We start from the raw sequence: 13,502 nt of genomic DNA, 5'->3' as shown, positions 1-13,502 counted from the left end.
GAGAAAAGTAGATATGAAATACGCTATCAAGGCATTTGTAATAATTTCTATATTTGTATTTTGCCACTATGTAATGAGGCAGTTTTGGGGAGAAGGTTGGTCTAGCTGGTTGTCTGAACTTGATAATCTAACTGGCATTTTATTTACCCCCGCTAAATATACTTTTTTATATGGACCGTTAGTTATTGCGGCTATTATTTTGTTTAAACAAAGTGAGCCTTTTGAAACTATAGGGCTCAATTCCTCTGGTTTTATTAACTATGCACTTGCAGCAATTATTTGTTGTACTCCTATGGCAATAGGTTATGGATTTTTGAGTGATGAACTTAACCTATCAATACCAGCAATAATAACCGGCTCAGTTTATGCGGGTTTTTTTGAAGAGCTAATTTTTAGGGCTGCATTGTTTGGTGTTTTATTTAAATATTGTAGATGGGGCTTTGTGCCTGCGGCATTAATTAATTCAGTAATATTTGGTCTGGGCCATATTTATCAAGGCAATGATGCGATTTCTGCTTTGATGGCGGTTGCAATCACTACTGTAGCAGGTACATGGTTTGCGTGGTTATATTGTGAATGTGGTTATCGTATTTGGTTTCCTATGTGGATGCATATTTTTATGAATGCAGCTTACGGAATATTTGGTATGTCGGGTGGCGCAGTAGGTGATCTACAAGGTAACTTATTTAAAGCAACAGCCATTGTGTTAAGTATTGTGTATGTTGAGATGCTAATTCGACGAGGAAAGCAGCGCGAAGTTACATTATCAAAATTATTTCAATGCACTAAAAATGGCCTTTACACGCAACAAGCTAACTTAAACTGAGTGGGAAACGACCATGCTAGAATTATTTATTGTAATAATTATATTTAGCTCACCCTTTTTGATTCTTACTATTACTAAACGTTATTTCACCTATAAAACTACAACAATGGCAGCGCACGCAAAATTTAAAGGACTAAATAATAATAACAAGATAACAAAATTAGAGGAACAAACAGCGATGTTGAGCAAAAGGGTGGCAGTGCTTGAGGAAATAGTAACATCTAGCCATTTTGAGTTATCAAATAAAATAGCTAAGTTATAAACATTTTGATAAGTGTGACCCAAACTTATGAGCCTATTAATAAAGTAATAGGCTCAAACTGCAATAAGGTTTATTTTTAATCATAAATTACGACCATAGTCTCTGTTTCTAACCTTTAGATCTTGGTGCATGCTTTATACATAGAATTTAGATTTGTGTATTAAGGATTTTAAATGAAACATCAGCTAGCAAAAAGCGTAGGGCTTTCGTTATTATCGCCTGTTATTGTAGGCAGTTTACTTGGTGTTTATTACTCACTTACGCTTGAAGGCGAGTTTGTATCAATATTTCTTACCTTATTAATGACTGCTATATCAAATGCACACATAGTAGGCTTAACAATGGCTGCTTTTGTTGTGCCTGGGTATTTACTCATGTTTAAGTATTCTAAAGTTAATTATTCAGGGGTATTAACTCTTGGATTACTAGGCGGAGCGATATTTAGTTACTTATTAAGTGCCACAACTGGCGAGATATTTTTGATCAATAGTGTAATGTCAGCATTCGCTGCAGGGCTGTTTTTGTTTGGTCTTCGTAAAGCGGCAAAAAAATAATCGCAGCATTATTAACCAAGCGCACTGATAAACGGTGTGATTTCCTTTTTTTTACCTCCAAAAGGTTCCAATTTTTCACGACAAAGAGTACCTTTAGCTACTGTATGTTTAATAAGAAGTAGTTTGGTATGCAAAAGCACGATTTTTACCAGTCATTAGTTAAGCAAACTGAATCGCTGATAGCTGGTGAATCCAATGTAATTGCCAATATGGCAAACATAAGCGCGCTGTTATTTACCTCTTTAGAGGATGTAAATTGGGCGGGCTTTTACTTTATGGATTCTCCTACTGAATTAGTACTTGGTCCGTTTCAAGGTAACCCTGCATGCATTCGTATTCCAGTAGGAAAAGGTGTATGCGGAACTGCTGCGGCAACCGTAGAAACACAATTAATTGAAGATGTTCACGCTTTTGACGGCCACATAGCCTGTGATGCAGCGTCTAATTCTGAAGTAGTTGTACCTATCATGAAACATGGTAAAGTATTTGCTGTACTAGACATTGATAGTCCGAGTATTGGTCGATTTGATGCTGACGATAAAGCCGGTCTAGAAGCATTAGTAAAATGCTTAGAGGCGAGCTTGTAATGAAAGATTTGCTAAATGTTCAAGACTACCTATTTGCTGTACAAGATGTTGGCGACTGGGAAGGCGAAGAAGAACATGTAGCGGAAACGCTCAATGATTTGATTCATATTGCATGGGATCGTCTTCCAGATGATTCAGAATGTGAATTTATTGATGAAACAATTAATGGTATTTGGGAACACCTTCGAGGTGATATGGCTGTTATAGAAGCCGATTTCGAAGAGTTGGTCGACTGGGTAACACACTACGTCGATTCGTCCCTTGATGAAAAGATGTGAAAAATAGGTTCTAAAATGGAAACCACAAACAAGCTAAAAGATATTAATGAAGTGTTGGAATTTTTATATCAAGAATTCCCACAATGTTTTAAACAAAAAGATGGCATCAAGCCGCTTAAAGTAGGTATTTTTAAAGATATTGCTGAGCGTATTGAAGGGTCTGAAAAAGTAAGTAAGACTCAAGTTCGTCAAGCGCTTAGAAAATACACGTCTAACTGGCGTTATTTAGAAGCTGTGACCAAGTCAGAGTTTCGTATTGATCTTGATGGTAATCAAGGTGAAAAAGTTGAGCAAGAGCATATCGACCATGCACAAAAAGCATTGGAAGAAAGCCGCGCTAAAATGGCTAAACGCAAAAAACAACAGCGTCCTCGCCAAGATTCAGATTCTAAATCTTTCAAGAAAAAACCAGCTCATGCTAGCAAACCAGGCGATAAAAACGCTCCTGCAGCTAACAAACCTGCTAAAGCAGCGCCGGCTAAGCGTTCAGGAAAAATTGAACCTTTGCCAGCAACTGAGGTCAAGGTTAATAATAAGGTTAAGGTTAAACTTGGCCAAGCACTTGTAAATGCAGTAATAACTGAAGTGAACAAAGATGATGTTCATGTTGAGTTAGTAACAGGTATGCAAGTTAAAACCAAAGCTGACAGCTTATACATTGTTTAAGTTGTAAATAAATTAAGGAGTTGTGTATGAGTAAAAAGTTTACGCTCATTCCGTTAGTTGCTGCCCTGTTTTCAGGTTCATTATTTGCTGCTGTAGAAGCCGTCACTATTGACGATTTACCCCAGCTCAAGCAAGAGAGTCAACATGGTACTGCTAGCAAACGAGTGGCTAGCTTATTTGCTCGTTCACACTATACACCGGTTCGATTTAACGATGAGCTTTCTAGTAAAGTGTACGATCGTTATATCGAATCCCTTGATTTTAATAAAAGCGTTTTCTTAGCCAGCGATATCGCCTCATTTGAGCAATATCGTGATGACTTTGATAACGCTATTACTACCGGTAAATTAGACTTTACGTTTGATATTTTTAACTTAAGTCTTAAACGCCGTTTTGAACGTTACGAGTATTCACTTACTCTGCTTGAAAAAGAGATGACGTTTGATAAAGAAGATGAATACTTTTTTGACCGTGAAGATTCAGCATGGCCTGCGTCACAAGCTGAGCTTGATGAAATTTGGCGTGAGCGTGTAAAGTACGACGCACTGCGTTTAAAAATGACGGGTAAAGATTGGGAAGGCATTAAAGAAGTGCTGACCAAACGCTACAAAAATGCAGAAAAACGTTTAGTACAATCAAATTCAGAAGATGCTTTTCAAATTGTTATGAATTCGCTAGCACGCAGTATTGAGGCGCATACGTCTTATTTATCGCCACGTCGTGCAGAGCAATTCAAAATGGATATGGACTTAGAGCTTGAGGGCATTGGTGCCGTATTAAGCCCTGATGAAGATTACACTGTTATTCGCAGCTTAGTGCCGGGAGGCCCTGCAGATAAAACAGATCAAATTAAAGCTGATGATCGCATTATTGGTGTTGCTCAAGATGGCGAAGAGTTTGTAGATGTAATTGGCTGGCGTTTAGATGACGTAGTTGATTTAATTAAAGGTCCTAAAGGGACTAAAGTACGTCTACAGTATTTAAAAGGTGTTGATGCTCACGGCGCTCCGAAAGTTGTAGAAATCACTCGCGATAAAATCAGACTTGAAGATAGAGCGGCTAAATCAGAAGTATTTGAAGCAAAATATTCTGATTTAACAAGTAAAATTGGGGTGATTGAAATTCCTGGCTTTTACAATAATCTTTCGAAAGATGTAAAAGTAGAACTTGCTAAGCTTAAAGAAGAAAAGGTTGATGGTATTATTATCGACTTGCGCCAAAATGGTGGTGGTTCATTATATGAAGCAACACAATTGTCAGGTTTATTTTTTGACCAGGGCCCAGTTGTTCAAATTCATACCTTAAATAACCGTATAGAAGAGCAAAAAGATCGTGATGGTATAACTTACTATGACGGCCCTTTAACTGTGTTAGTTGATCGTTACAGTGCATCTGCTTCTGAAATATTCGCAGCAGCAATGCAAGATTACGGTCGCGCTGTAATTATTGGTGAGCAAACATTTGGTAAGGGTACTGTACAGCAGCACAAAGGCTTAGGCCGTGCTTATGACCTATACGATAATGCGCTAGGCAGTGTACAGTATACTATTGCTAAGTTTTATCGTATTAACGGTGGTAGCACGCAACATAAAGGTGTTATCCCTGATATTTCGTTTCCATCAGCAATTGATCCTGCACAGTGGGGCGAAAGTAAGCAAGATAATGCACTTCCTTGGGACAGCATTGTTAAAGCGAAATATAAAAAACTAGGTAATTTAACACCTATTATTACGTACCTTGAAAAACAACACGAAGTACGAATTAAATCAGAGCCAGAATTTGGTTATGTATTTAATGACATTACCTTATACAACGAAGAGAAAGACCGTAAAACTATCTCTTTAGTTGAAGCAGACCGTATTAAAGAAAAAGATGAAGGTGAAGCACGTGCACTTGTACGTACTAACGAACGTCTTAAGCGTTTAGGTAAAGATCCGGTAGAAAACTTAGACGATATACCAGAAGTAATTGAAGAGCTTGACCCATTTTTGGAAGAGGCTGCATTAATTACTCAAGATTATATTAATTATGGTCGTATAGCTAAAAAGTAATAACTGGTTTTACCTCTGTAAAAAAGGCGCATTGGCGCCTTTTTTACTACCTAAAATTTACTAAATTGTTATAATCTTCGATTACATAAAGTTGAGCTGGATTAATGACGCTCAATTAATGCGCTTTACGTGCTAAAAATAATAATTAAACACACAGCAAGTGTGTGTAGGAGTCTCTATTTTGAAGCCATTGGAAGATAAACCAATCAAGCCTGCCTCGTTTTTTGATGCATTAATTCCTATCTCTGTATTAATCTGTTTACTTGGCGCGGCTGTATACTTATTCGGTGACAACTCTTCATCCGGTCCTAACCAAATAGCACTTTTATTTGCCACTTTTGCAGCGGCTTTAATTGGTCTTAAAAACGGTTACACATGGAAAAAATTAGAACAAGCTATGATCGAAGGCATAACGCTTTCACTTGGTGCTATTTTAATTTTACTTATGGTAGGTGCATTAATTGGTACTTGGCTACTTTCTGGGACTGTACCAACTCTAATTTATTATGGCTTACAAGTTATAAATCCAAGTTGGTTCTATGCAGCGAGTTGTTTAATTTGTGGCATTGTAGCAATGAGTATTGGTAGTTCTTGGACCACGGCTGCTACGATAGGTGTTGCTTTATTGGGTGTTGCTACGGGTCTTGGACTTGAGCAAACAGTAACCGCAGGTGCAGTTATATCTGGCGCGTACTTTGGTGATAAGCTAAGCCCGCTGTCAGAAACAACCAATCTAGCACCAGCAGTTGTTGGCGCTGATTTGTTTGAGCATATTCAACATATGCTGTGGACGACAGTACCGAGTTTTGTAATTGCACTAATTATATTTATATTCATGGGCTTTAATGCAACAGCTTCAAGCGAAGCAGGGCGCATTGATGAAATAACGGCTATTTTACAGCAAAACTTTAATATTGGTTTTGAAATGCTGATCCCGTTAATCGTACTTTTAGTTTTAGCTATTAAAAAAATGCCAGCATTTCCTGCTATCTCAATTGGTGCTGTTGTGGGCGCTGTTTGGGCTATGTTGTTTCAGTCTGATCTAATTGCTAGCCAAATTGATGTTTCTCAAGGACAGCTAGTTGGCTACTTCAAACTTGTTTGGACTACTTTCTTTGATGGTTTTAGCATAAGTACCGGCGATGATAAGATGGATTCCTTACTCAGCGGTGGCGGTATGGCTGGTATGCTTACAACTACATGGCTGATTATGACTGCACTGATGTTTGGTGCCATTATGGAAAAAACAGGTCTTTTGGATATTTTCGTAAAAAGTATACTTAAAATAGCTAAAAGCACGGGGTCGTTAATTGCGGCGACAATAGCTACGTGTATAGGAACTAACGTAATAGCGGCCGATCAATATATAGCGATTGTTGTACCGGGACGTATGTTTAAAGATGAATACGAAAAACGTGGTTTGAAGCCTGTTAACTTATCTCGTACATTGGAAGATGGCGGTACAATTACTAGCCCACTAATTCCATGGAATACGTGTGGCGCATACATGCAAAGCGTTTTACTTATAAACCCTTTTGATTATGCACTCTACGCTTTCTTTAACTTAATTAACCCTGTTTTAGCGGTTGTTTATGCCTACTTAGGCATTAAAATTTTACGTATTAAGCCAAAACAATCTGCCTAATTTTAAGCAGCTCCTTTTAACTGAAAAGGAGCTGCTTTGGAGTATCTATGACTGAATCAAGTAAACCTCAAGCACAATATCTTAAAGACTATAAAGCTCCTGACTTTCTAATTGACCACACAGAGCTAACATTTGACTTACAGCCTTTATCAACCAAAGTAAGCTCTTTACTAACACTTACCCGAGTTGGTGATAAAAAAGCACCTTTAGTGCTTGATGGTATTGATTTGAGTTTACTGTCTTTATCTGTTGATACAGTTGATATAACGGATTATGAAATTGTCGGTGAGCAGCTAATAATTAATAACCTACCGGATAGTTGCCAATTAAGTATTGTGACCGAGATATCACCTGAGACAAATACTTCTTTAGAAGGTTTATATTTATCGGGCGGTGCGTATTGCACACAGTGCGAAGCGCAGGGGTTTAGAAAAATCACCTATTACATGGATCGCCCTGACGTACTTGCCACGTTTGATGTAACTATTATTGCGGATAAAAAGTATCTACAACTTCTTTCTAATGGTAATCAAGTAGATAGCGGTGAAACATCAGATGGTCGTCATTTTGTGAAATGGCAAGACCCATTTAAAAAGCCGAGCTATTTATTTGCACTTGTAGCGGGCGATTTTGATGTTTTGAAAGATACTTACACGACTAAAAGCGGCAAAGACGTAGAGTTAGCATTATTTGTTGATAAGGGTAATTTATCTAAAACACCTCATGCCATTGCTTCACTTAAAAAAGCAATGCAATGGGATGAAGAACGCTTTAATTTAGAGTATGACCTTGATATTTATATGATTGTAGCCGTCGATTTTTTCAACATGGGCGCGATGGAAAATAAAGGGCTAAACGTTTTTAATAGTAAATGTGTATTAGCTAATCAAGAAACAGCGACAGACAAAGACTACCATACGATTGAATCCATTGTAGGGCATGAGTACTTTCATAACTGGACAGGTAACCGAGTTACTTGTAGAGATTGGTTTCAGTTATCGCTAAAAGAAGGGTTAACCGTATTTAGAGACCAAGAGTTTAGTAGTGATTTAGGCTCTCGTGCACTTAACCGAATTGATGCAGTTAAAGTAATGCGTACGCATCAGTTTAGCGAAGATGCAGGCCCTATGGCGCATCCAATTCGTCCTGAAAAAGTTATTGAAATGAATAACTTTTATACTGTAACAGTATACGATAAAGGTGCTGAAGTTATCCGTATGATGCACACGTTACTGGGTGAAACTAATTTTCAAAAAGGGATGACACTTTACTTTGAGCGCCACGATGGGCAAGCAGTAACATGTGATGACTTTGTCAGTGCAATGAGCGATGCATCAGGTGTTAATTTAGAGCAATTTAAGCTGTGGTATAGCCAATCGGGTACACCGCGCTTAAATGCAATACAACATTTTGATAGCAGTTCAAATACGTATACATTGACAATAGAACAAGCAGCACCGGACAATCAGCCAGACAATAAACCACTTCATATACCTTTTGCTATTGAACTACTTGATGCGAATGGGAAAAGTATTGCTCCGCAATATAATGGTAAGAAACTAGATCATGTGCTTGATGTAACAAGTACGACTCAAACATTTAGCTTTGATAATATCTTAGAAAAGCCTGTTGCGGTTTTACTCGAAGATTTTTCTGCACCTTGTATTTTAAATCAGCAAACAACAGAGCCCGAACTATTACATATTATGCGTTTTGCACGCAGTGATTTTTCACGTTGGGATGCACAACAGCAGCTATTTATTAAAGCGATTAAATCTCAGATTACCGACACAACTAATAGCGTGTTAAGCAGTGAAACTATAAATGCGCTACGTGTACTTATAAACACCAAAGAGGGCGATTTAGCCTTAATTGCAGAGCTGTTTAAACTGCCAAGTTTTGATACATTAGCCGCTGAATTTGAAGTAATACCTGTAGATGAGATTATTGAAATAACAGAAAAGTTTGAGCAACAAATTGCTGACGAACTTGCTGATGAACTGCTTGCTTGTTACGAATCTCTTGAAGATGATGGCAGTATAAGTGCAAGCTCCGTTGCTAAGCGCGCTTTAAAACAAATATGCTTGCATTATTTGGCTAAAACTCAAAAGCCAGAGGCTGTAGGCTTTATTAAAGAAGCCGCAAGTTCGACTAACATGACCAATGTACTTGGTGCACTAAGCGCAGTGGTAAAAGCATCCCACCCTATACAAGATGAGCTTTTGAGTCATTTTGATAGTCAATGGCGCCATGACGTTTTAGTGATGGATAAGTGGTTTGCACTGCAAGCTATGCAGTCAGGCAATAAAGCTATAGATAATATTAAGGCACTTTACGAACATCCGTGTTTTGATTTTTCAAACCCGAACCGTGTACGTGCACTTGTAGGAAGCTTTAGTCACTTTAATACAGCACAATTTCATCGCTCAGATGCCCAAGGCTATACGTTATTAGGTGACTTGTTAATAAAACTTAATGCAATTAATCCACAAAATGCGTCTCGTATGCTAACACCGTTCATGTCATGGAAGCGTTACGATGATGTTCGCTCTCAAGCAATGAAACTGCAATTACAACGCTTAGCTAATCTAGATGGGCTAAGTGCTGATTTGTATGAAAAGGTTGAAAAAGCGCTCGCATAAATGATTGAGTATTATTTTACCTTAAGATTGAGCTATAACGAGTGCATGGATTACTACCATGGCCGTTTTAGCTCTTTACAAGTTGTAGAAGATGGCGGTAAAACGATTCGTTTTGCTGCTACACATTTGAGGCCCTTCATTTCAAGTTTAGGTGTACGTGGCCGTTTTAGACTCTTATTAACCCCCGAAAACAAGTTTATCCGCCTAGAGCGAGTGGCCTGACACTCGGTTTTTATGTTATATATACATAAAAATATTGTATTTTTGTTAATTTCAATTTGTCCTATTGTTAAATTGCGTGTATAAATTATCTGGTACGACGTCTTACCAATACGTAAGCGTCAACCAAAATATAAAGTATACGGAAGATTAGAGCGAGTATTTGTAATTTCACTGATTCGCTTCTATCGTTATGATTACACTAAAAACAATAACTTGATCACACAAAATGACCCGCGACAGGGGGGAACCAAAATGATAAGAAGATCGCTTTTTGTTAAAAATAGAATCGCTATAGGCATAGCAGCCGCTAGCTTAGGTTTATCTGCAGCAAGTACACAAGCTGTAACATTTGAAGCTGGAGGTTTTGACATTACCTTCGATTCAACCTTTTCATATGGGCAAAGTGTTCGCGTAGAAGACAGAGACTTTAGCCTAATTGGTAAAAGTAACAATCCGGCATTTGATTGGACAGGTTACAACCCTGCGCTAAACAACACTATTTACTCATCTCAAGATGTATGGGCTCAACCTGGCTCTTATTCAAATAATGGTGATGCTGGTAATTTAAATTTTGACAGTGGTGACTCATTTTCAAAACTTTTGAAGGGAACACACGACCTTTCAATAAATAAAGATAACTACGGTTTGTTCACTCGCTTCATGTATTTTTATGACTTTGCGTTGATGGATGGCTATCATGCATATTCAAATCCTACATCAGGGCAGGGGGTTGATCCGTGTGATGATAAAGACACTAAAGCGCAAAGTTGTGCAGATATTCGTTTATTAGATGCGTTTGTGTGGGCTGATTTTGATTTAAATGATGGTAATAACCCTTTATCTGTCCGTTTAGGTCAACAAGTAGTTAACTGGGGTGAGAGTACACTTATATCTCATGGTATTAACGTAAACCCAGTTGATATAGACCGATTGAAAGCGCCAGGTGCTGAGCTTAAAGAAGCATTCATACCTGTAGGCATGCTTTGGGCATCGCTTGGCATTACTGACAACATTACCCTTGAAGGTTTCTACCAATACCAATGGCAAGAAACGCGTTTACCCGCAGCTGGTACGTATTTTTCGACTAATGACTTTGCAGCAGAAAATGGTTATCAGCAGAATGTTCAATTAGGTTTTACGTCTAATCCTGATATTGATGTTGCTTTTTTAACAGATAGCTTGAATAACTTAACATCTGATTTTGCATTGGCCGCAGCAGCACAAGGTATTGATCCTTCAAGTGCAGAAGGAAGTGCTTTATTAGCTCAAATGTATCTTGCATACCCAACTAAAGTTGCTTTAAAAGGTAAAGGAGATAATGGTAAAACAGAGCCTGAAGATGGCGGTCAGTATGGTTTACGTTTAGGTGTATTTTTACCTGAATTTAATGATACTGAAATTGCACTCTATCACGTGAATTATCATAGCCGTCGTCCGCTTATATCTGGTCGCGTATCAAACTTTTCACAAGCTGCAATTGCCCAAGATTTAGCGATGATCATGACAACAGAAATCACGTCAGATAATGTTGCTGATTTAACTGCTTTTTCTAAAGCTGAAAACGAGTACCCTGAAGATATTAAGTTATATGGTTTAAGTTTTAATACGACTATTGGCGAAACAGCCTTCGCGGGTGAATTTGCTTTTCGCCAAGATGAACCGCTACAAATTGATGACGTAGAGTTACTTTACACAGCTATGCCTGAGCAATTGGCGGTTGCTGGTATTCGTCCTGATTTTGCGGGTATTTCGCAAATGAGTATAGGCGATGCGGTAAGCTCAGTTGGTGCAGGTGAAGTTGCCAAAGGCTACATTGAACGTGATACATCACAAATTCAATTTACAGCAACACATTTATTTGGTCCTTCATTAGGTGCTGATAGCTGGGCTGTAGTTGGTGAAGTGGGTGTAGTTAAAATTCACGATATGCCTGGCTATGACGAAATGCGTTTAAATGTATCAGGCACTGGCCGTAGTGGCACAATAACAGGCCCAGGTACTACTGATTATTCAACATTGCAACTTGGTCTATCAAATGGCGCTGAAGAGAAATCATTCGCTACAGCATCGTCTTGGGGTTACCGCCTAATTGCGAAAGGCGATTACTTCAACTTTTACAAAGGTATTAACTTTTCACCACGTTTTGTATTTTCTCATGACGTAAACGGTAATACACCAGATCCTATGTTCTTATTTATCGAAGATCGTAAATCTTTAGGTGCTACGATGAACTTTAACTACCAAAATGCGTGGTCACTTGATGTGAGCTATAACTCGTTTTGGGGCGGTGGCGGTGTTAATACATTCTCAGACCGCGATTACGTTTCTTTTAACTTAAAATATTCTATTTAGGGGTAACATTACTATGATTAAAAAACCTACCCTCATCGCTACAGCATTTTGTAGTTTGTTTGCAAGCAGCGCAGCCTTGGCTAAATTAAACGCTGATGAAGTTGCTCAATTAGGTCAAAACTTAACGCCAATGGGTGCAGAAAAAGCTGCGAATGCTGATGGTTCTATTCCAGCGTGGAATAATGGAATTACAACAGCGCCTGCAGGTTATGAAGCTGGTATGCATCATCTTGACCCATTTACAGCTGATAAAGTGCTTTTCACTATCGATAAAAGTAATATTGAAAAGTACAAAGCCAATTTAAGTCCGGGTCAAATTGCTTTATTTGAAGCATACCCAGACACATTTAAAATGCCAGTGTATGAAACACGCCGCTCAGCTTCGTACCCTCAGTTTGTTTATGACGCGACTAAAAAGTTTGCACCGACTGCTGAATTAATCGAAGGCGGTAACGGTATTAAAAATACCGCGATAGGTATTCCTTTCCCTATTCCTAAAACAGGTTTAGAGGCAATTTGGAATCACTTATTACGTTACCGTGGCCAGTCTATTGAGCGCTTTGGTGGTCAAGCTGCACCGACTGCATCTGGCTCTTACAACTATGTTGGTTTTGATGAGCAGCTATTAGTTAAATACTCAGACCCAAGCGCAACACCTGCAGAGCTACAAGACTCAAACATTTTGTTTAAGTTTAAACAAAGCGTTACAGAGCCTGCACGTTTAGCGGGTACTGCATTATTAGTTCATGAAACAATGGACCAAATATTAACGCCGCGCCAAGCATGGACTTATAACTCGGGGCAACGTCGTGTTCGTCGTGCACCTAATGTTGCATATGATGCACCAGGCACAGCTGCAGATAGCCTGCGCACTACCGATGATTTTGATATGTTTAATGGCTCACCAAATCGTTACAACTGGACGCTAAAGGGTAAGCAAGAGTTATACATACCTTACAACAGCTATAAACTTCATAGCGACAAGCTAGAGTACGATGATATTTTAATGCCTGGCCATATTAACCCAGAACATACACGTTACGAAAAACATCGTGTTTGGGTTGTTGAAGCTAACTTAAAAGATGATACACGCCATATCTATAAAAAGCGTGTGTTTTACATTGATGAAGATAGCTGGCAAGTACAGGTAACTGATATTTATGATAACCGCGACCAACTTTACCGTGTAGCCATGGCTTATGGCCTTAACTATTACGAAGTTCCTACACAGTGGAGTACTCTTGAGGTTTATCATGATTTGAATTCTCGTCGTTATTTAGCAATTGGTTTAGATAACCAAGAAAAAATGTACGATTTTTCACAGTCGTTTAACGATAACGAATTTACTTCAAGCGCTTTACGTCGCGCAGGTAGATAGTATTAAACTAGGCACTTAACAATATGTTAAGTGCCTTTT

12 protein-coding genes are annotated in these 13,502 nt (G+C 38.5%); all 12 read left to right on the top strand.

The genetic code is table 11. From position 1 onward, the window contains the following. Window positions 1-13 precede the first annotated feature (13 nt). On the top strand, window positions 14-826 hold the full coding sequence (locus tag H5117_RS09450) for a CPBP family intramembrane glutamic endopeptidase (protein ID WP_182737403.1): 813 nt from the start codon (window positions 14-16) through the stop codon (window positions 824-826). 13 nt (window positions 827-839) lie between these two features. After that, window positions 840-1,088 carry a hypothetical protein gene (locus H5117_RS09445; RefSeq protein WP_182737401.1) on the top strand — a complete coding sequence of 83 codons (249 nt, stop codon included), beginning with the start codon at window positions 840-842 and terminating at the stop codon, window positions 1,086-1,088. 173 nt (window positions 1,089-1,261) lie between these two features. Next, window positions 1,262-1,642 (top strand): hypothetical protein, encoded by a 381-nt coding sequence (locus H5117_RS09440; RefSeq protein ID WP_182737399.1) that lies wholly within the window; start codon window positions 1,262-1,264, stop codon window positions 1,640-1,642. 128 nt (window positions 1,643-1,770) lie between these two features. After that, window positions 1,771-2,229 (top strand): GAF domain-containing protein, encoded by a 459-nt coding sequence (locus H5117_RS09435; RefSeq protein ID WP_002961911.1) that lies wholly within the window; start codon window positions 1,771-1,773, stop codon window positions 2,227-2,229. Beyond that, window positions 2,229-2,507 (top strand): hypothetical protein, encoded by a 279-nt coding sequence (locus H5117_RS09430; RefSeq protein WP_002961910.1) that lies wholly within the window; start codon window positions 2,229-2,231, stop codon window positions 2,505-2,507. Before H5117_RS09435 ends, H5117_RS09430 begins: the two co-directional genes overlap by 1 nt. A gap of 15 nt (window positions 2,508-2,522) precedes the next feature. Then, window positions 2,523-3,173, top strand: coding sequence for an RNA chaperone ProQ (gene proQ / locus H5117_RS09425; RefSeq protein ID WP_002961909.1), 651 nt, complete (start codon window positions 2,523-2,525; stop codon window positions 3,171-3,173). A gap of 26 nt (window positions 3,174-3,199) precedes the next feature. Beyond that, entirely contained in the window at window positions 3,200-5,224 is a 2,025-nt protein-coding gene (gene prc, locus H5117_RS09420) for a carboxy terminal-processing peptidase (RefSeq protein ID WP_154903037.1), read from the top strand. Window positions 5,225-5,405: 181 nt separating this feature from the next. Further along, window positions 5,406-6,869 (top strand): Na+/H+ antiporter NhaC, encoded by a 1,464-nt coding sequence (nhaC, locus tag H5117_RS09415; RefSeq protein ID WP_002961908.1) that lies wholly within the window; start codon window positions 5,406-5,408, stop codon window positions 6,867-6,869. Between the two features lie 47 nt (window positions 6,870-6,916). Continuing rightward, the gene (pepN, locus tag H5117_RS09410) at window positions 6,917-9,511 is read left to right on the top strand and encodes an aminopeptidase N (RefSeq protein WP_182737397.1); all 2,595 of its coding nucleotides are present in this window, start codon (window positions 6,917-6,919) and stop codon (window positions 9,509-9,511) included. Further along, on the top strand, window positions 9,512-9,733 hold the full coding sequence (locus tag H5117_RS09405) for a DUF2835 family protein (protein WP_010552655.1): 222 nt from the start codon (window positions 9,512-9,514) through the stop codon (window positions 9,731-9,733). A 252-nt stretch (window positions 9,734-9,985) separates the two neighbouring features. Then, window positions 9,986-12,085, top strand: a complete 2,100-nt coding sequence (locus H5117_RS09400; protein WP_154903039.1) for a DUF1302 domain-containing protein — start codon at window positions 9,986-9,988, stop codon at window positions 12,083-12,085. 13 nt (window positions 12,086-12,098) lie between these two features. Beyond that, window positions 12,099-13,463 (top strand): DUF1329 domain-containing protein, encoded by a 1,365-nt coding sequence (locus H5117_RS09395; protein WP_165721954.1) that lies wholly within the window; start codon window positions 12,099-12,101, stop codon window positions 13,461-13,463. Window positions 13,464-13,502: the final 39 nt, after the last annotated feature.

The organism is Pseudoalteromonas sp. SG45-1, from assembly GCF_014164135.1.
Taxonomy (GTDB): domain Bacteria; phylum Pseudomonadota; class Gammaproteobacteria; order Enterobacterales; family Alteromonadaceae; genus Pseudoalteromonas; species Pseudoalteromonas distincta.
Note: the sequence above shows the minus strand (reverse complement) of the source record. Positions and strands in the feature narration are given on the sequence as shown.